Below are 22,882 nucleotides of genomic sequence, written 5' to 3' on the forward strand. Positions count from 1 at the left end.
TGCACCTTATCGAGCCACTCCAGCGCTGGGCGGTCTCAAAAAAATTCGTCGCAGTCACGGTGCTGACCTAGGCTTTACCTCGAGATGAGCGACGAGGAACAAATACCCCAGCGGGCCACGACGACCGACGGGTTCAAGGTTCTCGGAGTCGCTATCCGGCGCGAGTGGGCCGTCTTCACACTCTCGACCCTCGGCTCCGCGCTCTTCGGTGCGCTGACCGTCGCCGACGCCTGGGTGCTGGGCTGGTCCACCGACCATGTGCTCGTGCCGGCGCTGCGCGACGGCGAGATCGGTGCCGGCTGGCTGTGGGCCGTGGTCGGACTCTTCGTCGGTGTCGCGATCCTGCGGGCCGTCGGGGTGGTCGCGCGGCGGCTGGGCGCCGGGGTGATGCAGTACCGCATGCAGGCCCATTCGCGTCGCGCGGTGACCCGCCAGTACCTCGCGCTTCCGCTCGCCTGGCACCACCGGCACCCGACTGGCGAGCTGCTCTCCAACGCCAACTCCGACGTCGAGGCGTCCTGGGCGCCGATCGCGCCGCTGCCGATGGCGGTCGGGACGGTCGCGATGATGGTGATCGCGATCGGGCAGATGTTCTGGACCGACGTCGTCCTGGCCTCGGTCGCGATCCTCGTGTTCCCGGCGGTCGTCGTCGCCAACCTGGTCTTCCAGCGCTTCTCCTCGCCTCTGATGACCCGCGCCCAGCAGCTGCGCGCGGAGCTCTCCGGGATCGCCCACGAGTCCTTCGACGGCGCCCTCGTGGTCAAGACGCTGGGCCGCGAGGCGGAGGAGACCACCCGCTTCCAGGACAAGGCCCAGGAGCTGCGCGACGTCAACATCCACGCCGGCCGGCTCCGCGCCGCCTTCGACCCGATCCTGGCCGCGCTGCCCAACGTCGGGGTCCTCGCCGTCCTGGCCGTCGGCGTCGGCCGCGTCTCCAGCGGTGCCGCGGCACCCGGTGACGTCGTCCAGATCGGCTTCCTGCTCACCATCGTCGCCTTCCCGATCCGCTCCTTCGGCTGGCTGCTGGGTGAGTTCCCGCGCAGCGTGGTCGGCTACCGGCGGGTCCAGCGGGTGCTGGAAGCGACCGGACGCCTGGCCTACGGCACCGCGAGGACCAGCCGAGAGCCGACCGGCGCCCGCGTCCGGGTCGACGGCATCTCCTACGCGTACGCCGACGGCCCGAGGCTCCTCGACGGGGTCGACTTCGAGGTCGAGCCGGGGCGTACGGTCGCGATCGTCGGGGAGACGGCCGCAGGCAAGAGCACCCTGACCATGCTGCTCGCGCGGCTGGTCGACCCCGAGGCGGGCCGGATCACCCTGGACGGCACCGACCTGCGCGACCTGGGCGCGGGGGAGTGGGCCCGGGTCGCGGCGCTGGTGCCGCAGACGGCCTTCGTCTTCGACGACTCCGTACGCGGCAACGTCACCCTCGGCGCCGACCTCACCGACGACGAGGTCTGGTCCGCGCTCAAGGCCGCCCAGGCCGACGGCTTCGTCACCGCGCTTCCGAACGGCCTCGACACCACCCTCGGCGAGCGCGGGGCGAGCCTCTCCGGCGGGCAGCGCCAGCGCCTCGCCCTGGCCCGGGCGCTCGTACGTCGCCCACGACTCCTGATCCTCGACGACGCCACCTCGGCGGTCGACCCCGAGGTCGAGCAGCGCATCCTCGCCGCCTTGCGGGACGGGGCAGGCGACACCAGCCTGGTCGTGGTCGCCTACCGCAAGGCCACGATCGCGCTCGCCGACGAGGTCGTGCACCTCGAGGACGGCCGCATCCGCGACCGCGGCACCCACACCGAGCTGCTCGCCCGCGACGAGTCGTACGCCCGCCTGGTCAACGCCTACGAGACCCCGGAGACCATCCAATGACCGCGACCCTCGAGCCCGAGACCCGGGTCGGCAGCGGCGAGGAGCTCGGCGCGATCGAGACCATCCGCCGCGGCATCAAGCACTCCCCGGAGCTGGTCGAGGGCATCCGCGGCACCTTCGCGCTGGCCGTGGTCGCGAGCATCGGGCAGGTCGTCGTACCTGTCGTCGTCCAGCAGACCCTCGACAACGGCCTGAGCGGTCCGGACGGCCCCGACCTCGGCTACGTCCTGCGCGCCGGCCTCGTCGCGGTGGTCGCCATCGCGGTCACCGGCTGGGCGTCGTTCAAGATGACCAGCCGGCTCTTCACCGCCGCCGAGCGGGGCCTGGCGACGCTGCGTACCAAGGCCTTCCGGCACGTCCACGACCTGCCGATGCTCACCCAGTCGACCGAGCACCGCGGGGCGCTGGTCTCGCGGGTGACCAGCGACGTCGACCAGGTCAGCCAGTTCATTGTCTTCGGCGGTCTGCTCTTCATCGTCAGCATCGGGCAGATGCTGATCGCCACCGTCGTGATGGTGATCTACTCCTGGCAGCTCGCGATCCTGGTGTGGCTCTGCTTCGGCCCGCTCTTCCTGAGCCTGCGGTTCTTCCAGCGCAAGCTGTCCGCGGCCTACACCCTCTCCCGCCGCCAGGTCGCCAAGATGCTCTCCGCGGTCTCCGAGCCGGTCGTCGGCGCGGCCGTGGTGAAGGCGTACGCCGTCGAGGACCGCACCCAGGAGCGCATCGACCGCGAGATCGATGCCACCAGCGCCGCCCAGATCAAGGCGCAGGCCTACACCTCGATCTTCTTCAGCCTCGGTGGCCTCTCCGGCGGCCTCGCCAACGCCGGTGTGATCGTCGGCGGCGTGCTGCTGGCGCTCGCCTACCAGGGCACCGGCGGCGCGCTGACCGTCGGCGAGATCCTGGCCTTCGCATTCCTGGTGACGCTGTTCGTGGGCCCGGTGCAGATGGGCACCCAGATCCTCACCGACGCGCAGAACGCGATCGCCTCCTGGCGGCGCACGATCGGCATCCTGGACACCCCCGCCGACCTCGTCGACCCGGGCCCGGCCGGGACCGCCCTGCCCCGTGGCCCGCTCTCGATCGAGTTCGACGCGGTCACCTTCGCCTACCCCGGCGGACGTCCGGTGCTGCACGACATCTCCTTCGAGATCGCGCCCGGCAGCCGCGTCGCCGTGGTCGGTGAGACCGGGTCGGGGAAGTCGACGATCGCGAAGCTGCTCACCCGGGTGATGGACGTGACCGACGGCCGGGTCCGGCTCGACGGCGTCGACGTACGCGAGATCGGCAACGCCTCGCTGCGCACCAGCGTCGTGCTCGTCCCGCAGGAGGGCTTCCTCTTCGACTCCACCCTGGCCGAGAACGTCCGTTACGGGCGGCTCGACGCGACCGACGAGGAGATCGAGGAGGCCGCCCGGATCCTCGGCCTGGGGGACTGGCTGGCCGGTCTCCCCGCCGGCGTCCGCACAAGGGTCGGGCAGCGCGGCGAGTCGCTCTCGGCCGGCGAGCGCCAGCTCGTGGCACTCCTACGCGCTCAGCTGGCCGATCCCGACCTGCTCGTCCTCGACGAGGCCACCTCCGCGGTCGACCCGCGGCTGGAGACGCGGATCAACCGAGCCCTGGAGCGCCTGATGAGCGGTCGTACGTCGGTCACCATCGCCCACCGGCTCTCCACCGCCGAGGCGGCCGACGAGGTGATCGTCGTCGATGCCGGACATCTCGCCCAGCGCGGGCCGCACAGCGACCTGGTGGCGCAGGCCGGCTCGACATACGCCCGCCTGCACGCCTCGTGGGTCGCCCAGCAGGGCAGCTGATCAGGCCGCCAGCACGGTGAACGGAGCCCAGGGGAGGTTGCGGAAGACCGTGAAGGCGACGGTCAGCGCCAGCCAGGTGTAGACCGCGGTGCGCGACCGGGCCCAGCCGGGCGCGGGAGGGCCGCCGACGCGGCCGCGGAGCCAGAAGAACCAGAGCAGCGCGAGCAGCGGCAGCCCGATCAGGAACATCAGCGCGTTGTGGCCGATCGCGCCGGATAGGTCACCCGACAGCAGCGACATCGTGCCGCGCGTCATCCCGCAGCCGGGGCAGTCGATACCGGTGAGAGCGTGGATCGGGCACGGGGGAACATAGGCGACGAGCCCGGGAGAGGTCGCGAAGACGGCCGCGAGGCCCGCCCCGCCGGCCACGACGGCCAGTGGGACGAGCCCCGCGCGCACCCGTGAGGGTGTGGTCACATGGTCCCCGACTGGGCGGCCATGCCGACGCCGAGGACGACCGAGGCGATGATGTAGAGGACGATCACGACGACGCCGGTGATGGCACCGATGATGCCCCACTTCTTGGCGCCCTCGGCGTCACCCTGGACGGCCTTGACGATCGAGACGATGCCGAAGGGCAGGCAGCAGAAGAGCGTGACCAGGATGCCGATCACGAGGGCGCTGGTGTCGGTCTGCTTCGCCGGTGCCGGCTGCGGGGTGGGGTTAGCCATGGTGCGGTGTTCTCCAGTTTGAATAGTCGACTCGTAGAGTCGGCTGACAGGGCCGTACCGAGACCGGCCCAGATGACCGGGAGAGTCTGGCAGCCCGGCGCTTCAGGGGCGCCCGATAACGGCCGCGACATGCCGGTTGTGTCCGTACTGTTGCCCAGCGGGATACTGGAGTCGTGACTGGACCCACGAGCGAGGGACTGGACCCCGCCATCGCCGACCGCCTCAAGCGCAACCCCGACGGGCTGGTGCCCGCGGTGGCACAGCAGCATGACACCGGCGAGGTGCTGATGCTCGGCTACATGGACGACGAGGCCCTGGCGCGCACGCTCGCGACGGGCCGGGCGACCTACTGGTCCCGCAGCCGGCAGGAGTACTGGGTCAAGGGGGAGACCTCCGGCCACCGGCAGTACGTCAAGGAGGTGCGCCTGGACTGCGACGGAGACACGATCCTGCTCAAGGTCGACCAGGAGGGCCCCGCCTGCCACACCGGCGACCACACCTGCTTCGACGCCGGCCTGATCTCATGAAGGGCGCCTTCGGCCCCACCGTCACCGCCGGACTCGCCGGCGCAGCCCTGGCCGCCTGGGCGGGCTCCAACGAGTGGGTGAAGGTGACCGCCCCGGCCCAGATGCCGGCCGATCTCAACGACTCCCCGGCCACCACCGGCCTGGCCCTGGTCGCCCTCGCGGCCTGGGGCGTGGTCCTGGTCACCCGAGGTCTCGTACGCCGCCTGGTGGCCGCCCTCGCCGGCCTGGCCGGGATCGGCGTGATCGTCACCTTCTTCGGCCACGCCGGGATCGACGCGCTCGGCCGGGCGATCGACTCCGAGGTGGTCTGGGGCGAGACCGAGCACACCACCACCCCCTGGCCCTACCTCGCGCTCCTCGGCGCGGTCGCGACCGTCGCGGGGGCCGTCGCGGCCGTACGCCTGGCTCCCTCGTGGCCCGAGATGGGCCGCAGGTACGACGCCCCGGCCGCCGCCAAACCGGAGCAGAAGCCGTTGGAGGAGCAGTCCACGATCGATGTCTGGAAGTCGTTGGACGAGGGTCGGGACCCGACAACCGGGGATCAATGAATACACTGCAGCCAAGCCCACCTGGATCGCTTCGGGCTTCGCTTCAGCAAGAGAACTCGTAGAGGAGTCATCGCATGTCCGCCAGCCACGGCAACACCCCGGCAGCTTGGATCGCAGTCGCGGTCGGCCTCCTCGGCTTCCTCATCGGAAGCGTCGCCATGATGCTCGACCCGATCAGCTGGCTCGTCTTCTGGGTCGGCGTCGCCGTCACCGTCGCGGGCGGCCTGCTCTTCATCGTGCTCTCCAAGCTCGGCTTCAACGTCGAGTCACACTGAGCCTGTGAAACAGCGAGGCCCCCGGCGGATCCGCCGGGGGCCTCGCTGATTTCAAAGAGCCGAGCTCACATGGACTGCGCTCAGTACGTGGTGGTGGTGCCGCTGAAGTCGAGAGCACCGGACAGGTTCAGGATGAGCCCGATGACGAACAGAACGATGGCGACGATGCCGAGGATGAAGCCGGCGGTGGCCATGCCACGCCCGCCCTGCGCGCCACCGGAGGCGTCGATCTCGTTCTGGGCCATCTTGCCGAGGATGATCGCCGGGATACCGGTGAAGATTCCGCAGCAGATGCAGCCGAGGATGCCGAGGACAAGTGCCCAGATCGCCTTCTTGTTGTTGCCCGCAGGCTGACCGGGCTGCCCGGGTGCCGGCGAACCGTACGGGGGCGGCGGCGGAGGAGTTCCGTAGCTCATGTGTGTCTGACCTCCAAAGTCAGGCGAGTTGGGTAGAGATGGAAGAAACTTAACGTTTCCCGCCCGCACTGTGGCGCCAAATCGGGCGTGTCACGGTTCGGGTGAGAGGCTTTGCACGTGGGTCATACCCGGAAACGAGAGGTTTAAACATGTCGGTGCTCGAAAAGATCATCGACGGCGTACGTCTGGACCTGGCGCAGCGCCAGGCGACGGTGTCCGAGGCGGATCTGCGGGCCCGGCTGGCTGACGTCGACGCGCCCCGCGACCCGATGCCGCACTTCCGTGCGGCGGGCAGCAGCGTGATCGCCGAGGTGAAGCGGAAGAGCCCCTCCAAGGGCGCCCTGGCCGACATCCCGGACCCGGCCGAGCTGGCCCAGAAGTACGCCGCCGGCGGTGCCGCCGCGATCTCGGTGCTCACCGAGGAACGCCGCTTCGGCGGGTCCCTCGCCGACCTGCGCGCGGTCCGCGCGGCCGTCGACACCCCGATCCTGCGCAAGGACTTCATCGTCGAGCCCTACCAGCTGCTGGAGGCCCGGGCAGCCGGAGCCGACCTCGCGCTGCTGATCGTGGCCGCGCTGGACGACGACACGCTGCGCAGCCTCTACGACCAGGCGCGCGAGCTGGGGCTGACCGTGCTGGTCGAGACCCACGACGAGGCCGAGGTCGCCCGGGCGGTCGACCTCGGCGCCGAGCTGATCGGCGTCAACGCCCGCAACCTGAAGACCCTGGAGATCGACCAGGACGTCTTCGGCCGGCTCGCGCCGCTCATCCCCGAGGACCGGGTGAAGGTCGCCGAGTCGGGCATCTTCACCACCACCGACGTCAAGCGCCACGTCTCCGAAGGGGCCCGCGCGGTCCTGGTCGGCGAGGCGCTGGTCAAGCATGGCGACCCGCAAGGCACGGTCGCCGAGTTCACCGGAATCCAAGGCTAGGACCAGCCATGACAACTCACATCCACGAGACGACGAGCTACGACGCCGACGAGTTCGGCTGGTTCGGTGGCGAGGCCGAGGGATTTGGCGGCCGCTTCATGCCCGAGGCGCTGATGAAGGCGCTCATCGAGCTCGACGACGCCTGGCAGAAGGCGAAGGCCGACCCGGCGTTCGTGGCCGAGTTCGACGCGATCCTGCGCGACTACGCCAACCTGCCGAGCCCGCTCTACCACGCGACCCGGCTCTCCGAGCAGCTCGGCGTACGCGTCCTCCTCAAGCGTGAGGACCTCAACCACACCGGCGCCCACAAGATCCGCAACGTGCTCGGCCAGGCGCTGCTGACCAAGCGGATGGGCAAGACCCGGGTCATCGCCGAGACCGGCGCCGGCCAGCACGGGGTGGCCTCCGCGACCGCCGCCGCCTACTTCGGTCTCGACTGCACCGTCTACATGGGCAAGGTCGACACCGACCGCCAGGCGCTCAACGTGGCCCGGATGCGGCTGCTCGGCGCCGAGGTCGTACCGGTGCCCTCCGGCAGCGGCACCCTCAAGGACGCGATCAACGAGGCGCTGCGCGACTGGGTCGCCAGCGTCGACCACACCGCCTACCTGTTCGGCACCGCCGCCGGGCCCCACCCGTTCCCGACGCTGGTCAGGGACATCGTGCGCGGCATCGGCGACGAGGCCCGGGCCCAGTCCCTCGAGCAGTTCGGCGGCCTCCCGAACGCCGTCGTTGCCGCGGTCGGCGGTGGCTCCAACGCCATCGGCATCTTCACCGCGTTCCTGGACGACGAGGACGTCGAGATCCACGGCTTCGAGGCCGGGGGAGACGGGTTCGAGACCGGCCGCCACGCCGCCACCATCCAGGCCAACGACCCCGGCGTGCTCCACGGCGCCCGCACCTACGTGCTCCAGGACGAGGACGGCCAGACCATCGAGTCCCACTCGATCTCCGCCGGTCTCGACTACCCCGGGGTCGGGCCGCAGCACGCCTGGCTCGCCAAGTCCGGCCGGGCGAGCTACACGAGCATCACCGACAAGGAGGCGATGGACGCCTTCGCACTGCTGTCGCGCTCGGAGGGCATCATCCCGGCGATCGAGTCGGCCCACGCGATCGCCGGCGCCATCAAGATCGCCCCGGAGATCAAGGAGCGCCACGGCGAGGGCGCCACGATCCTGATCAACCTGTCCGGTCGCGGCGACAAGGACATGGGCACGGCCATCGACTACTTCGGGCTCGGGGACAGCAAGCAGGGAGAAGCAAAGTGAGTACGTCGGTAGCGTTCGAGAAGGCGAAGGCCGAGAACCGCGCCGCCCTGGTCGGCTACCTGCCGGCGGGCTTCCCGACGGTCGACGGCTCGATCGAGGCGCTGACCACGATGGTCGAGGCCGGCTGCGACATCATCGAGATCGGCCTGCCCTACTCAGACCCGGTCATGGACGGCCCCACCATCCAGGACGCCGTGCAGCAGGCCCTCGACGGCGGCGTACGTGTCGACGACGTGTTCCGCGTCGTCGAGGCCGTGGCCGCGACCGGGGTGCCGACCCTGGTGATGACCAGCTGGAACCCGATCGAGCGCCGTGGCGTGGACCGCTTCGCCCAGCAGCTGCAAGACGCTGGCGGCGCGGGCCTGATCACGCCTGACATCACCCCGGACTTCGCGCCGGAGTGGATCGAGGCCGCCGACGCCCGTGACCTCGACAAGGTCTTCCTGGTCGCGCCGAGCAGCACCGACGAGCGGATCGCGATGACCACGGCCCAGTGCCGAGGCTTCGTCTACGCCACCGCGGTCATGGGCGTCACCGGCGCCCGCGCCAAGACCTCCGACCTGGCCGCCCCGCTGGTCGCCCGCACCAAGAAGACCACCGACCTGCCGGTCGGCGTCGGTCTCGGGGTCAGCAACGGCACCCAGGCGGCCGAGATGGCTGCGTACGCCGACGGGGTCATCGTCGGCTCCGCCTTCGTGCGTACGCTGCTGGACAACCGCTCCGACGAGCAGGCGGCGCTCAAGGCGCTGGCGAGCCTGACCGAGGACCTGGCCGCGGGAGTCCGCGCGCGTTGAGGTTCCTCGCTCTTCCCGTCCTGCTCGTCCTCATCGGAGTCCTCACCGGTTGCGGCGCTCCCGGCACCGGCCAGGCGCCGGCCTCGGCGATGACCGGGCAGGAGCACACGCCCTACCGGCTCTCCGACACCGCGCTGACCGACACCGAGGGCGAGCCGTACTCGCTGGCCACCGATGCCGACAAGCCGCTGACGCTGGTCTTCTACGGCTACACCAGCTGCCCTGACGAGTGCCCGCTGGTGATGTCGAGCCTGACCGCGGCACTGACCCGCCTCGACGACGCGGATCGCGAGAAGGTCGAGGTGGTGTTCGTGACCACCGACCCCGCACGCGACTCCGAGGAGGTCCTGCGCAAGTACCTGGACCGCTACGACAAGGACTTCATCGGCCTCACCGGCGACCTGAAGGACATCGTCACCCTGGCCGAGTCGATGCGGCTCTACATAGGGGAGGCCGACCGGCTACCCAGTGGGGGCTACGATCTCGGGGTCCACGACACCCACGTCTCGGCCGTCTCCCAGGGACAGGCCAGCGTGGTGTGGTCGATGAACACCTCTCCCAAGCAGTTCGCCGACGACATCCACCGCCTTCTCACTCAGAAGTAGCCAAGAAGGGCCCCGCATGATCCTCCCGATGTCCATCCCCAGCCCCGCCGAAGGCGTGCTCTGGCTCGGGCCGGTCCCGTTGCGCGGCTACGCCTTCGCGATCATCCTCGGCATCATCGTCGCCGTCTGGGTCTCCGAGCGGCGCTGGCAGGCCCGTGGCGGGCGGGCCGGCGACATCCAGGACATCGCGCTGTGGGCGGTTCCGTTCGGTCTGGTCGGCGGCCGGATCTACCACGTCATGACCGACTGGCAGCTCTACTTCGGTGACGGGGCCAACCCGATCGAGGCGCTCTACATCTGGCGCGGCGGGCTCGGGGTGTGGGGCGCGATCGCGCTCGGCGCGGTGGGCGCGATCATCGGCGCCAAGCAGAAGGGCATCAAGATCGTCCCGCTGCTGGACACGATCGCCCCGACCTGCCTGCTCGCGATGGGCATCGGCCGCTGGGGCAACTGGTTCAACCAAGAGCTCTTCGGCAGGCCCACCGACCTGCCCTGGGGCCTGGAGATCGACCCGTCGCGCTACCCCGACGGACCCAGCCAGTTCCCGGTCGGCACCACCTTCCACCCGACGTTCCTCTACGAGTTCTGCTGGGACATCCTCGCCTTCTTCGTGATCGTCTACCTGCAGAAGAAGCTGCGTCTGGGCGGCGGCCGTGTGGTCGCCCTCTACGTGATGGCCTACTGCCTCGGCCGCGGCATGATCGAGACCCTGCGCATCGACAACGTGCAGCTGGTCAACGTGCTCGGCCTGCGCTGGAGCGAGTGGATGTCGATCATCCTGTTCGTGCTCGCGGCCGCATGGTGGGCGTACGCCACCTTCACCGGCCGGGGTACCCTCGAGGAGGAGGTCTACAGCGATCCTGCCAAGGCCCCGGCGAACGACGTCGACGACGACACCGATAACGAACCCGCGAGCGACACTGACGGCAACGCCGCCGACAACGGGACCGACGACGAGGAATCCTCGACAAAGGCCTGATCAGACGCAGATATTAGGCGCAACGTAGCGCCTCGCGGGAGGGTGTCCGCCGATGGACCCTCGTTCGCAACCTACGCGTGACACAGTGGTAACCTAGCCGCACTCGCGCGGGCCAACGCTGTCCCCTGCAGATTGCCAGTTTCATCCCCGCAAGGGCGCGCGCACCTGTCGCAGACATCCCCCGCTCCGGACTCGACTCGAAGCAGAGTCAGAGAACCGGGGCTATTGGGCTGCGTCGGTCGGTGCGTGCCTGAGCCCGGACAGACGGGAGATCCCGGTGCCGTACGAGCACTCGTATCCATCCCCCCAGGGCCTCTACGACCCTCGGTTCGAGAAGGACGCCTGCGGCGTCGCCATGGTTGCGACGCTGACCGGCGTGGCCAGCCACGACATCGTGAAGCAGGGCATCCGTGCCCTGGTGAATCTCGACCACCGCGGCGCCGCCGGCGCCGAGACCAACTCTGGCGACGGCGCCGGGATCCTGCTGCAGGTCCCCGACGCCTTCCTGCGTGAGGTCGTCGACTTCGACCTTCCGGCCGAGCGCGCCTACGCCGTCGGCACCGCCTTCATCCCCGGCGACGCCGACCAGGTCGAGCGCACCGTGAAGATGGTCGAGGAGATCGCGACCGAGGAGGGCCTCGAGGTCCTCGGGTGGCGTGACGTACCGGTCAACCCCGACTCCCTGGGCGCCACCGCCCTCGCGGTCATGCCGACCTTCCGTCAGCTCTTCGTGGCCGGCGCCAAGCAGCGCGTCACGGGCCTGGCCCTGGAGCGGCTCTCCTTCTGCCTGCGCAAGCGTGCGGAGAAGGAGACCGACGTCTACTTCCCGTCGCTGTCGAGCCGCACCATCGTCTACAAGGGCATGCTCACCACGCCCCAGCTGGCCGAGGTGTTCCCCGACCTGGTCGACGAGCGGGTCGCCTCGGCGATCGCCGTCGTCCACAGCCGGTTCTCGACCAACACCTTCCCGAGCTGGCCGCTGAGCCACCCGTTCCGGTTCATCGCCCACAACGGCGAGATCAACACCGTCATGGGCAACCGCAACTGGATGAAGGCCCGCGAGTCGCTGCTCGAGTCCGAGCTGATCCCCGGCGACCTCGAGCGGCTCTTCCCGATCTGCACCGAGGGCGCCTCCGACTCGGCCTCCTTCGACGAGGTCCTCGAGCTGCTCCACCTGGCCGGCCGCAGCCTGCCGCACGCCATGCTGATGATGATCCCGGAGGCGTGGGAGAAGCACGAGGAGATGGACCCCGCCCGCAAGGCGTTCTACGAGTTCCACTCCTCGCTGATGGAGCCCTGGGACGGCCCCGCGTCGGTGGTCTTCACCGACGGCACCCAGATCGGCGCGGTCCTCGACCGCAACGGCCTGCGTCCCTCCCGCTACTGGGTCACCGAGGACGGACTCGTGGTGCTCGGCTCCGAGGCCGGGGTGCTCGACGACATCGACCCCGCCACCGTCGTCCGCAAGGGCCGCGTCCAGCCGGGCAAGATGTTCCTCGTCGACACCGCGGAGCACCGCATCATCGAGGACGACGAGATCAAGTCCGAGCTCGCCGCCGAGCACCCCTACGACGAGTGGCTCCACGCCGGTCTCGTACGCCTCGACGACATCCCCGAGCGCGAGCACATCGTCCACACCCACGCGAGCGTCACCCGCCGTCAGCAGGTCTTCGGCTACACCGAGGAGGAGCTCCGGATCCTGCTCGCGCCGATGGCCAACACCGGCGCCGAGCCGATCGGCTCGATGGGCACCGACAGCCCGATCGCGGCCCTGAGCGACAAGCCGCGGATGCTGTTCGACTACTTCGCCCAGCTCTTCGCACAGGTCACCAACCCGCCGCTGGACGCGATCCGCGAGGAGCTCGTCACCAGCCTCAACGGCACCATCGGCGCCGAGTCCAACCTGCTCAACCCGGGTCCGGCCTCGTGTCGTCAGATCGTGCTGCCGTTCCCGGTCATCTCCAACGACGACCTGGCCAAGATCCGTCACATCAACCGTGACGGCGACATGCCGGGCTTCGCGGTCCACATCGTCCGCGGCCTCTACGAGGTCGACGGCGGCGCGGAGGCGCTCCGCTCCCGCCTGGACGAGATCGCGGCCGAGGTGTCCCAGGCGATCGAGGACGGCGCGCGGATCATCGTCCTCTCCGACCGCCACTCCACCCAGGAGATGGCGCCGATCCCGTCGCTGCTCCTGACCGGTGCCGTCCACCACCACCTGGTCCGCGAGCGCACCCGCTCGCAGGTCGGCCTGCTGATCGAGGCCGGAGACGTACGCGAGGTCCACCACGTGGCCCTGCTGATCGGCTACGGCGCCGCCGCGGTCAACCCCTACCTCGCGGTCGAGTCCGTCGAGGACCTCGCCTACGAGGGCTACTACGTGAAGGCCGACGCCGAGAAGGCGATGGCCAACACGATCAAGGCGCTCGGCAAGGGTGTCCTCAAGGTGATGTCGAAGATCGGCGTCTCCACCGTCGCCTCCTACACCGGCGCGCAGATCTTCGAGGCCGTCGGCCTGTCGAAGGAGGTCGTGGACCGCTACTTCACCGGCACCACCTCCAAGCTCGGCGGCATCGGCCTCGACGTGATCGCCGAGGAGGTCGCGAAGCGGCACGCCACCGCCTACCCGCGCGACGGCGTCGCCAACGCCCACCGCGCGCTGCCCATCGGCGGCGAGTACCAGTGGCGCCGCGAGGGCGAGCCGCACCTGTTCGACCCGGAGACCGTCTTCCGGCTCCAGCACGCCACCCGCAGCGGCCGCTACGACGTCTTCAAGCAGTACACCGACCGCGTCAACGAGCAGTCGGAGCGGCTGATGACGCTGCGCGGGCTCTTCAAGCTCAAGAGCGCCGAGGAGCTGGGTCGCCAGAAGATCTCGATCGACGAGGTCGAACCCGTCGAGGCGATCGTCAAGCGCTTCTCGACCGGCGCGATGTCGTACGGATCGATCTCCCAGGAGGCTCACGAGACGCTCGCCGTCGCGATGAACATCCTCGGCGGCAAGTCCAACACCGGTGAGGGCGGCGAGGACCCGGATCGTCTCTACGACCCCAAGCGCCGCTCGTCGATCAAGCAGGTCGCCTCGGGACGCTTCGGTGTCACCAGCGAATACCTGACCAACGCCGACGACATCCAGATCAAGATGGCCCAGGGCGCCAAGCCCGGTGAGGGCGGCCAGCTGCCCGGCCACAAGGTCTACCCGTGGGTGGCCAAGACGCGTCACTCGACGCCGGGCGTGGGCCTCATCTCCCCGCCGCCGCACCACGACATCTACTCCATCGAGGACCTGGCTCAGCTGATCCACGACCTCAAGAACGCCAACCCGAGCGCTCGCGTCCACGTGAAGCTCGTGGCCGAGGTCGGTGTCGGCACCGTCGCCGCGGGTGTCTCCAAGGCCCACGCGGACGTCGTGCTGATCTCCGGTCACGACGGCGGCACCGGCGCGTCCCCGCTGACGAGCCTCAAGCACGCCGGCGGTCCCTGGGAGCTCGGCCTCGCCGAGGCGCAGCAGACGCTGCTCCTCAACGGCCTGCGCGACCGGATCGTGGTGCAGACCGACGGTCAGCTCAAGACCGGCCGCGACGTGGTCATCGCCGCGCTGCTCGGGGCCGAGGAGTTCGGCTTCGCCACCGCGCCGCTGGTCGTCTCCGGCTGCGTGATGATGCGGGTCTGCCACCTCGACACCTGCCCGGTCGGCGTCGCCACCCAGAACCCGGTCCTGCGGGAGCGGTTCACCGGCAAGGCGGAGTACGTCGTCAACTTCATGCGCTACATCGCCGAGGAGGTCCGTGAGCTCCTCGCCGAGCTCGGCTTCCGGAGCCTCGACGAGGCCGTCGGCCACGCCGAGGCGCTCGACGCCCGCGACGCGATCGACCACTGGAAGGCCTCCGGGCTCGACCTGTCGCCGATCTTCACCCGCGTGGAGTCGCCGCAGCAGTTCTCCGACCAGGCCCTCTACAACACCAAGGGCCAGGACCACGGTCTGGAGAAGTCGCTCGACGTCAACGAGCTGCTGCCGCTCGCGGCACCGGCGCTCGAGCGCGGCGAGCCCGTACGCGCCCAGCTGCCGATCCGCAACGTCAACCGCACCGTCGGCACGATCCTCGGTCACGAGATCACCAAGCGCTACCGCGGTGAGGGTCTGCCCGAGGGCACGATCGACCTCACCTTCACCGGCTCCGCGGGCCAGTCCTTCGGCGCGTTCATCCCCAAGGGGCTGACGCTGCGCCTGGAGGGCGACGCCAACGACTACGTCGGCAAGGGCCTCTCCGGCGGCCGGGTGGTCATCCGCCCGGAGCGTACGGCCGGGTTCCGCGCCGAGGAGCACATCATCGCCGGCAACACGCTGGCCTATGGCGCCACCAGCGGGCGGATCCACATCCGCGGAGGCGTGGGGGAGCGGGCCGCGGTCCGCAACTCGGGTGCCAGCATCGTCACCGAGGGTGTCGGCGACCACGGCTGCGAGTACATGACCGGTGGTCGTGTCGTCGTGCTCGGCCCGACGGGGCGCAACTTCGCGGCCGGCATGTCCGGCGGCATCGCCTGGGTCCTCGACTTCCAGCAGCAGCGGCTCAACGGCGAGCTGGTCGAGGCCACCGGCGTCGAGGAGAAGTACGCCGCCGAGCTCGAGCAACTGGTCCGCGACCACCTCGAGGAGACCGGCTCGGCCGTGGCCGAGGCGCTCCTGGCCGACTGGCCGAACTCATCGACCCGCTTCACGCAGGTCATGCCCAGTGACTACAAGCGCGTGCTCGAAGCCCAGGAGGAGGCCCTCGAGGAGGGTCTCGACGAGGACGAGGCCGCAGCTCGGATTATGGAGGTCCTCCATGGCTGACCCGAAGGGTTTTCTGAAGAACGGCCGTGAGGTCGCGACCCGGCGTCCTGTCGAGGAGCGTGTCAAGGACTGGCACGAGGTCTACCCGGGCAAGATCGGCAAGACCCTGCTGCCGATCATCAACACCCAGGCCTCGCGCTGCATGGACTGCGGCATCCCGTTCTGTCACCAGGGCTGCCCGCTCGGCAACATCATCCCCGAGTGGAACGACCTGGTCTGGCGCAACGACTGGGAGGGCGCCTCGGAGCGTCTGCACGCGACCAACAACTTCCCCGAGTTCACCGGTCGTCTGTGCCCGGCTCCGTGCGAGGCCGCCTGCGTGCTGGGCATCAACCAGCCCGCGGTGACCATCAAGAACATCGAGGTCGCGATCATCGACAAGGCCTGGGACGCGGGCCACGTCAAGCCGCAGCCGCCCGAGTGGCTCTCCGGCAAGGCGGTCGCCGTCATCGGCTCCGGTCCCGCGGGCCTGGCCGCCGCCCAGCAGCTCACCCGCTCGGGCCACACCGTGGCCGTCTACGAGCGGGCCGACAAGATCGGTGGGCTGCTGCGCTACGGCATCCCCGAGTTCAAGATGGAGAAGTCGCAGGTCGACCAGCGCCTGGCGCAGATGCGTCGCGAGGGCACGGTCTTCCGCCCGGGCGTCGACGTCGGCACCGACATCACCGGCGCGCAGCTCCGGGACCGCTACGACGCCATCGTGCTGGCCAACGGCTCGACCGTCGGCCGCGACCTGCCGGTCCCCGGGCGTGAGCTCGACGGGATCCACCAGGCGATGGAGTACCTGCCGCAGTCCAACCGGGCCTCGCTCGGTGAGGCGGTCCCCGACCAGATCCTGGCCGAGGGCAAGCACGTGGTCATCATCGGTGGCGGTGACACCGGCGCCGACTGCCTCGGCACCGCGATCCGCCAGGGCGCGGAGTCGATCACCCAGCTGGAGATCATGCCGCGTCCGCCGGAGGAGCGCCCCGAGGGCCAGCCGTGGCCGACCTACCCGATGACCTACCGGGTTGCGTCCGCGCACGAGGAGGGTGGCGAGCGGGTCTACGCCGTCTCCACCAAGGAGTTCCTCGGCACCGAGGACGGCCGCGTACGCGCTCTGAAGCTCGTCGAGGTCGAGTTCATCGACGGCAAGCTGACCGAGAAGGAGGGGACCGAGAAGGAGATCCCCGCCGACCTCGTGCTGCTGGCCATGGGCTTCACCGGCCCGGAGAAGGACGGCCTCCTCACCCAGCTGGGTGTGGAGTACGACGCTCGCGGCAACGTCGCCCGCGACGACTCCTTCGCCACCTCCGTCCCCGGCGTGTACGTCGCCGGCGACGCGGGTCGCGGACAGTCGCTGATCGTGTGGGCGATCGCCGAGGGCCGCGCCGCCGCGGCCGCCGTCGACACCTACCTCACCGGCTCGACCAACCTGCCCGCGCCGATCCGTCCGACGGACCGGCAGCTGATGGTCTGAGACCCCAGGCTGAGGCACAACGGCGTGCCGACCACTGGCCCGGCACCTCCATCTCGGAGGTGTCGGGCCAGTCGGGTCTCAGCCATCGGATCGGAGGATCCGACAGCGTTCGTACACACTTGTGGCACTGAGTTTGTGGCACACCTCCATTGCCCGCGCCTGCGGGGAGGGGCTAGCCGATGGCGACCTCACGCCGGGCCCAGCGTGGGGCGACCACGTCTGACCCGGGCCACGGCGTAAACCTTGGATGAACGGCCTGATCAGGACGAGGTCCGGGTGCTGGTTTGAACGTTCCAGAGGGGTAGTCTGGGCTCCCGTGAGAAGAGCGAAGATCGTCTGCACCCTGGGACCCGCCGTCGGGACGGAGCGTCGCATCCGCGAGCTCGTCTACGCAGGCATGGACGTCGCCCGGATGAACATGAGCCACGGGTCCCACGACGACCACTCCAGCAACTACGCGCTGGTGCGGGAGGCGGCCGCCGCGAGCGGGCACAGCGTCGGCATCTTCGCCGACCTGCAGGGGCCCAAGATCCGGCTGGAGCGGTTCAAGGAGGGCTCCGCGACGCTACGCCGCGGCCAGGCCTGGACGATCACCACGCGCGACGTGCAGGGTGACGACGAGATCTGCGGGACGACGTACAAGGGCCTTCCCGGTGACGTGAAGGTCGGCGACCCGATCCTGATCGACGACGGCAAGCTGCGCCTGCGGGTCACCGCGGTCGACGACACCGAGGTCCACACCGAGGTGCTGGTCGGCGGGCCGGTCTCGAACAACAAGGGCATCAATCTGCCCGGTGTCGCCGTCTCCGTGCCGGCTCTGTCCGAGAAGGACGAGGAGGACCTCCGGTTCGCGCTCAAGCTCGGCGTCGACATGGTCGCGCTCAGCTTCGTACGCAACGCCAGGGACTACGAGGACGTCCGCAAGATCATGGACGAGGAGGGGCGCGTCGTCCCGGTCATCGCCAAGATCGAGAAGCCGCAGGCGATCGACAACCTTGACGAGGTCATCGCCGCGTTCGACATGTTCATGGTGGCCCGTGGAGACCTCGGCGTGGAGTGCCCGCTCGAGGAGGTCCCGTTCCTGCAGAAGCGGATCATCGAGCTGGCCCGTCTCAACGCCAAGCCGGTCATCGTCGCCACCCAGATGCTCGACTCGATGATCTCCAACCCGGCGCCTACCCGCGCCGAGGCCAACGACGTCGCCAACGCCGTCCTCGACGGCGCCGACGCAGTGATGCTCTCCGCCGAGACGAGCGTGGGGGACTATCCGATCCACACCGTCGAGACGATGGCCCGCATCATCGCCGCCACCGAGCGCCACGCCCTCTCCTCGGAAGGCAGCCGCGCCGCCGAGCTCAGCCCCATCGACTGGGACCCGCACACTCGCTCCGGCGTCATCGCCAAGGCCGCCGCCGAGGTCGCCGACCGGGTCGGCGCGAAATACCTGGTCGCCTTCACCACCTCCGGTGACTCCGCCCGCCGCCTCTCCCGCCTGCGCGGCGCGATCCCGTTGCTCGCCTTCACCCCCTCCGATGCCGTACGCAGCCAGCTCGCGCTCAGCTGGGGCACCGAGACCTTCCGCACCGACGAGGTCGAGCACACCGACGAGATGGTCCGACAGGTCGACGAGAACCTGCTCAAGCTCGGCCGTGTCGAGGAGGGCGAGCTCGTCGTCATCATCGCCGGCTCGCCTCCCGGCATCCCCGGCTCCACCAACGCGCTGCGCATCCACCGCATCGGCGACGCGATCAACGAGGTCGCGCCGGCCTACGAGCGCAAGGGCTAGCTCTTCGGGCCGATGAGGCGGTCGAGCTCGGCGACTGCCTCGCGGCGCGAGACGCTGATCGTCTTCCAGGAGGACCGGCGCCACGGGATGCCGACCAGATCGAGCGCCCAGGTGCAGAGGTCGCGGATGTCGTCGGAATGGTTGACGAACTGCCACCGACCGTACGCGTAGCGCTTCTTCTCGCCCGCGACGACACGAGTCGCCCAGTTGTTCACCCGGCATCCGTCAGAGTGGAACAGCCCGCGTAGGAACGGTCCGGGATGAGCCGTCACGATCTCCTTCTGCCAGTCCTCCAGGGCGATGGGGCGCTCGTGTTTGCGGCCGGGGCCGAGTTGAGGAAACAGGCAGGGGAGGTGTTTCCACGAGATCGTGGTGATCACAGCCCCGGGCACGAGGCGAGTATGTGGACGACCGCCGGGTTTGAGCCGAGCCATCAGCACCGCGAGGCGCTCGTTGATGTCGGGGTACTTCCGGTCGTTGATGATGTGCAGATTGAACACACCGCGCCGGCCTTCGCTGATGTGTCCGTCCCCGAGATACCAGCCAAGAAGCTCGGAGTACGCCTCTTCATCAAGGTCGGCCCCGTCGCATCGTGGACATGGCGGCGCGAGATGGGTCTGGCCGCGGACGATCCCGCGACGTTGGTAGAGCCGGCGCCATCGACGGATCGTCTTGATCGCAACGCCGTGCTTCGCCGCATTGTCTGCGTCGCGCATCCCCTCGTCGGAGCAGCGCAGTGCACTGTCGACGACGGACTGGGGACGTACGTGGGGCATACGAGCATCATGAGCGTGGCCACCGACAATTTTGGTGCCGGATGTGGGATTCGAACCCACAAGCCCTTTCGGGCAACGGTGTTTGAGACCGCAGCGTATGCCGTTCCGCCAATCCGGCTGGATCGAGAAGAAATCTACCGGACCGTGGGCGGAATCACTGCACCGGGACGTGCCTCCGATGGCCTAGTCTGTGCTCGTGACGCAGAGCAACCCCAGCAGCACCCCGGAGAGCCAGGCGCGGCGTACGGTCGTCATCGCGGAGGACGAGGTCCTGATCAGGATGGACCTCAAGGAGATGCTCACCGAGGAGGGTTACGACGTCGTCGGTGAGGCGGGCGACGGCAAGGCCGCGATCGAGCTCGCGACCGAGCACAGACCCGACCTGGTGATCCTCGACGTCAAGATGCCGGTGCTCGACGGGATCGCGGCGGCGGAGGCGATCGCGCGCGACCGGATCGCGCCGGTCGTCATGCTGACCGCGTTCTCCCAGCGCGACCTGGTGGAGCGGGCCCGCGACGCGGGCGCGATGGCGTACCTCGTCAAGCCGTTCAACATCACCGACCTGGTGCCGGCGATCGAGCTGGCGGTGAGCCGTTTCCAGGAGCTCGCCCAGCTCGAGCGGGAGGTCGCCGGTCTGACCGACCGGCTGGAGACCCGCAAGGCGGTCGACCGGGCGAAGGGGATCCTGCAGGAGGGTCTGACGCTGAGCGAGCCCGACGCTTTCCGGTGGATCCAGAAGACCGCGATGGACCTGCGGCTGTCGATGCGCCAGGTCGCAGAGGGCGTCATCGAGCACGGCGTGAGCGGCCCACGTACCTGAATCCGTGTAAACGGCACGTCACAGATCGGTTGCGGTCTCCAATGAGGGTCAACCTGTGGCTTGTTCGTGGGTGATCTCGGCCTAGACTGCCCGCGCGGATCCGGCCGACCAGCGTATTCAGCTGGTGTCAGGGTCCGTCTTTAGGACACACAGGCAGGAGTACCCACGTGCGCAAGCGGCTCTACAGAGTCCTCGTCGCGCTCATCGGTGCGCTGATGGTGCTGTTGGTTGGGAGCCCGGGTGCCGCACAGGCAACCGAGACCCCACCGCCGGACGCCACCGCGATCCAGGTGACGCTTCAGGACGAGGCCAACAAGGATGCCCAAGGCAATCCGAAACCGATCCCGGGAGTGACCCTCGAGGTCAGCAAGGACGGCGAGAAGGCCGGTGAGGGCGTCACCGACGACAAGGGTGTGGCGATCATCGTCGTCGAGGAGCTCGGGAAGTACACCGTGACCCTCGACGAGAAGACCCTCCCGGAAGGCACGGTCCTCGACGAGGACACCAAGGGCGAAGCCACCGTCCAGGTACGTTTCCAGGGGCCCAACAACCGGGCGATCTTCCCGATCGGGGTAACCGCCGGTGAGGAGTCGAACTTCGGCAAGGACCTCGCCCAGAACCTGCGCGCGGGCATCGTGTTCGCCCTGGTCCTGTGCCTGGCCGCCCTCGGGTTCTCGCTGATCTTCGGCACGACCGGCCTGTCCAACTTCGCCCACGGTGAGATGCTCACCTTCGGTGCGTTGATGGCATGGACCTTCGACCAGGTCTTCAAGACCGGCGCCCTGGCCTCGGTCTCGGTGCTCCTCGCCGGCATCATCGCGGTCCTCCTCGGTGGCCTGGGTGGCTTCGCACAGGAGAAGATCCTGTGGGGCCCGCTGCGCCGGCGCGGCACCGGCCTGATCGCGATGATGATCGTCTCGATCGGTCTGGCGATCTTCCTGCGCTACCTGTTCCAGTACTTCTACGGCTCCTCGACCCGGTCGCTGTCGCAGTACAACGGCCAGCAGCGTGAGCAGCACTGGTACTACCTCGGTCTCTCGCTCGCCGACCGCGAGGTGGTCATCGTGCTCGTCGCGATCATCACGATCACCGCGGTCTGCCTGTGGCTGGCCAAGAGCCGGATGGGCAAGGCGATGCGCGCGGTCTCGGACAACCCGGCACTGGCCGCGTCCTCCGGCCTCCGGGTCGACGGCGTCATCACCAACGCGTGGGTGATCGGTGGCGCGCTGACCGCGCTGTCCGGTGTGCTCTACGCGATGCAGCTGCAGGTGAACAGCTTCATGGGCATGCGGATCCTGCTGGTCATCCTCGCCGCGGTCACCCTCGGTGGTCTCGGCACGATCTGGGGCGCTCTCGTCGGCTCGCTGGTGATCGGGCTCGTCTACGAGCTCGGGCCGCTGTTCGGCGTACCCGCCTCGATCAAGGAGATCGGCCCGCTGCTGATCATGATCGTGATCCTGCTGGTGCGGCCCCAGGGCATCCTGGGTCGTAAAGAGCGGCTCGGGTAGGAGAGACAATGGATATTCTCGACATTCTCCGGGCAGCGTTGCAGCAGGCACTCGGCCCGCAGGCAATCGTCTTCGCCCTGGCCGCCATCGGCCTCAACATCCACTTCGGCTACACCGGGCTGCTCAACTTCGGCCAGGCCGGGTTCGTCGCGGTGGGCGCCTATGGTCTGGCCGTCTCCGTGGTCACCTACGGGGCGCCGTTCTGGCTCGGTATCGTCATGGCGATCGTGGCCCCGCTGCTGCTCGCCGTGGTCCTGGGTGTGCCGACGCTGCGTCTGCGCGCCGACTATCTGGCGATCGTGACCATCGCCGCAGCCGAGGTGCTGCGGTTCGTCTTCGGCTCGGTGGAGATGAAGGACACCTTCGGTGGCTCCAACGGGCTCAACGGATACGCCAGGCCGTTCCAGGAGGCCAACCCCTACAGCAGCGGCCTCGACCTGGGGTTCATCTCCTTCGGGCGCAACGACCTGTGGTCGCTGACCGTCGGCTGGATCCTGGTCGCGCTGTGCTGCCTGCTGGTGTGGGCGCTGATGCGCAGCCCGTGGGGCCGTGTGCTCCGCTCGATCCGTGAGGACGAGGACGCGGTCCGCTCGCTGGGCAAGAACGTGTTCGCGTACAAGATGCAGGCCCTCGCCCTCGGTGGTGTCATCGGTGGTCTGGGCGGCATGTTCCTGGCCCTCAAGCAGGCCTCGGTCGTGCCGAGCGACTACTCCACGCTGCTGACCTTCTACGCCTTCGCCGCGCTGCTCCTCGGCGGCGCGGGCCGAGTGATGGGCCCGGTCATCGGCTCCGTCCTGTTCTGGTTCCTGATTGCGGGGCTAGGCTCGTTCTTCAGCCAGTCGGCGGGTAAGGGCGGATGGATCCCGACGGTGATCATGACCGACACCCAGGCCAGTGTGATCCGCTACATCATGCTGGGGCTGGCCATCATGCTGCTGATGATCTTCCGTCCCCAGGGGATCATCGGCGACCGTAGGGAGATCGCGATCGATGGACGCTGA

The 22,882-nt window shown here is 69.0% G+C and carries 20 protein-coding genes and 1 tRNA gene; 16 read left to right on the forward strand and 5 right to left on the reverse strand.

What is annotated here, in order from left to right:
• Positions 1-84 precede the first annotated feature (84 nt).
• Positions 85-1,869 (forward strand): ABC transporter ATP-binding protein, encoded by a 1,785-nt coding sequence (locus ACIO3S_RS23770; protein WP_400468125.1) that lies wholly within the window; start codon positions 85-87, stop codon positions 1,867-1,869.
• Positions 1,866-3,683 (forward strand): ABC transporter ATP-binding protein, encoded by a 1,818-nt coding sequence (locus ACIO3S_RS23775; RefSeq protein WP_400468127.1) that lies wholly within the window; start codon positions 1,866-1,868, stop codon positions 3,681-3,683. The genes ACIO3S_RS23770 and ACIO3S_RS23775 overlap by 4 nt, the downstream gene beginning before the upstream one ends.
• Here the strand turns inward: ACIO3S_RS23775 and ACIO3S_RS23780 are convergent, their stop codons facing one another.
• Together ACIO3S_RS23780 and ACIO3S_RS23785 are read right to left on the reverse strand one after the other, a co-directional pair.
• A complete protein-coding gene (locus tag ACIO3S_RS23780; RefSeq protein ID WP_400468129.1) occupies positions 3,684-4,100 on the reverse strand; it encodes a DUF2752 domain-containing protein in 417 nt (138 codons plus the stop codon).
• Entirely contained in the window at positions 4,097-4,354 is a 258-nt protein-coding gene (locus ACIO3S_RS23785) for a CD225/dispanin family protein (RefSeq protein WP_350661348.1), read from the reverse strand. Before ACIO3S_RS23785 ends, ACIO3S_RS23780 begins: the two co-directional genes overlap by 4 nt.
• A 173-nt stretch (positions 4,355-4,527) precedes the next feature.
• On the opposite strand from ACIO3S_RS23785, the gene hisI reads away from it, so the two are divergent.
• The 3 genes from hisI (at position 4,528) to ACIO3S_RS23800 (ending at position 5,704) form a co-directional block, all read left to right on the forward strand.
• Positions 4,528-4,881, forward strand: coding sequence for a phosphoribosyl-AMP cyclohydrolase (gene hisI / locus ACIO3S_RS23790; protein WP_160024291.1), 354 nt, complete (start codon positions 4,528-4,530; stop codon positions 4,879-4,881).
• Positions 4,878-5,429: a Trp biosynthesis-associated membrane protein gene (locus ACIO3S_RS23795; protein WP_400468130.1), complete on the forward strand. Its 552-nt coding sequence runs from the start codon at positions 4,878-4,880 to the stop codon at positions 5,427-5,429. Before hisI ends, ACIO3S_RS23795 begins: the two co-directional genes overlap by 4 nt.
• Positions 5,430-5,503: 74 nt before the next feature.
• Positions 5,504-5,704: an HGxxPAAW family protein gene (locus ACIO3S_RS23800; RefSeq protein ID WP_160024289.1), complete on the forward strand. Its 201-nt coding sequence runs from the start codon at positions 5,504-5,506 to the stop codon at positions 5,702-5,704.
• A gap of 80 nt (positions 5,705-5,784) precedes the next feature.
• On the opposite strand, the gene ACIO3S_RS23805 is transcribed toward ACIO3S_RS23800, so the two are convergent.
• Entirely contained in the window at positions 5,785-6,120 is a 336-nt protein-coding gene (locus ACIO3S_RS23805) for a DUF4190 domain-containing protein (protein ID WP_400468132.1), read from the reverse strand.
• A 149-nt stretch (positions 6,121-6,269) separates the two neighbouring features.
• Between ACIO3S_RS23805 and trpC the strand changes: the two genes are divergently transcribed.
• The 8 genes from trpC (at position 6,270) to pyk (ending at position 18,777) form a co-directional block, all read left to right on the forward strand.
• The gene (gene trpC, locus ACIO3S_RS23810; protein WP_400468133.1) at positions 6,270-7,052 is read left to right on the forward strand and encodes an indole-3-glycerol phosphate synthase TrpC; all 783 of its coding nucleotides are present in this window, start codon (positions 6,270-6,272) and stop codon (positions 7,050-7,052) included.
• Positions 7,053-7,060: 8 nt separating this feature from the next.
• Positions 7,061-8,320 carry a tryptophan synthase subunit beta gene (trpB, locus tag ACIO3S_RS23815; RefSeq protein WP_400468135.1) on the forward strand — a complete coding sequence of 420 codons (1,260 nt, stop codon included), beginning with the start codon at positions 7,061-7,063 and terminating at the stop codon, positions 8,318-8,320.
• The gene (trpA, locus tag ACIO3S_RS23820) at positions 8,317-9,114 is read left to right on the forward strand and encodes a tryptophan synthase subunit alpha (protein ID WP_400468137.1); all 798 of its coding nucleotides are present in this window, start codon (positions 8,317-8,319) and stop codon (positions 9,112-9,114) included. The genes trpB and trpA overlap by 4 nt, the downstream gene beginning before the upstream one ends.
• Positions 9,111-9,719: an SCO family protein gene (locus tag ACIO3S_RS23825; RefSeq protein ID WP_400468138.1), complete on the forward strand. Its 609-nt coding sequence runs from the start codon at positions 9,111-9,113 to the stop codon at positions 9,717-9,719. The genes trpA and ACIO3S_RS23825 overlap by 4 nt, the downstream gene beginning before the upstream one ends.
• A gap of 28 nt (positions 9,720-9,747) precedes the next feature.
• A complete protein-coding gene (lgt, locus tag ACIO3S_RS23830) occupies positions 9,748-10,698 on the forward strand; it encodes a prolipoprotein diacylglyceryl transferase (RefSeq protein ID WP_400468139.1) in 951 nt (316 codons plus the stop codon).
• Between the two features lie 277 nt (positions 10,699-10,975).
• Positions 10,976-15,532 carry a glutamate synthase large subunit gene (gene gltB / locus ACIO3S_RS23835; RefSeq protein ID WP_400468140.1) on the forward strand — a complete coding sequence of 1,519 codons (4,557 nt, stop codon included), beginning with the start codon at positions 10,976-10,978 and terminating at the stop codon, positions 15,530-15,532.
• Positions 15,525-16,991, forward strand: coding sequence for a glutamate synthase subunit beta (locus ACIO3S_RS23840; protein WP_160024281.1), 1,467 nt, complete (start codon positions 15,525-15,527; stop codon positions 16,989-16,991). Before gltB ends, ACIO3S_RS23840 begins: the two co-directional genes overlap by 8 nt.
• A gap of 316 nt (positions 16,992-17,307) precedes the next feature.
• Positions 17,308-18,777 carry a pyruvate kinase gene (gene pyk, locus ACIO3S_RS23845; protein WP_400468141.1) on the forward strand — a complete coding sequence of 490 codons (1,470 nt, stop codon included), beginning with the start codon at positions 17,308-17,310 and terminating at the stop codon, positions 18,775-18,777.
• Here pyk and ACIO3S_RS23850 read toward each other — a convergent pair.
• On the reverse strand, positions 18,774-19,553 hold the full coding sequence (locus tag ACIO3S_RS23850; RefSeq protein ID WP_400468143.1) for a transcriptional regulator: 780 nt from the start codon (positions 19,551-19,553) through the stop codon (positions 18,774-18,776). The two genes, pyk and ACIO3S_RS23850, sit on opposite strands and share 4 nt — an antisense overlap.
• 32 nt (positions 19,554-19,585) lie before the next feature.
• A tRNA-Leu gene (locus ACIO3S_RS23855) sits at positions 19,586-19,671 on the reverse strand.
• A 72-nt stretch (positions 19,672-19,743) separates the two neighbouring features.
• Between ACIO3S_RS23855 and ACIO3S_RS23860 the strand changes: the two genes are divergently transcribed.
• The 3 genes from ACIO3S_RS23860 (at position 19,744) to ACIO3S_RS23870 (ending at position 22,882) form a co-directional block, all read left to right on the forward strand.
• The gene (locus ACIO3S_RS23860) at positions 19,744-20,373 is read left to right on the forward strand and encodes a response regulator (protein WP_160024278.1); all 630 of its coding nucleotides are present in this window, start codon (positions 19,744-19,746) and stop codon (positions 20,371-20,373) included.
• 167 nt (positions 20,374-20,540) lie between these two features.
• The gene (locus ACIO3S_RS23865) at positions 20,541-21,881 is read left to right on the forward strand and encodes a hypothetical protein (RefSeq protein ID WP_400468145.1); all 1,341 of its coding nucleotides are present in this window, start codon (positions 20,541-20,543) and stop codon (positions 21,879-21,881) included.
• Between the two features lie 8 nt (positions 21,882-21,889).
• Positions 21,890-22,882: a branched-chain amino acid ABC transporter permease gene (locus tag ACIO3S_RS23870; protein ID WP_160024276.1), complete on the forward strand. Its 993-nt coding sequence runs from the start codon at positions 21,890-21,892 to the stop codon at positions 22,880-22,882.

It is taken from the genome of Nocardioides sp. NPDC087217 (assembly GCF_044744805.1).
In the GTDB taxonomy this organism is placed as follows: domain Bacteria; phylum Actinomycetota; class Actinomycetes; order Propionibacteriales; family Nocardioidaceae; genus Nocardioides.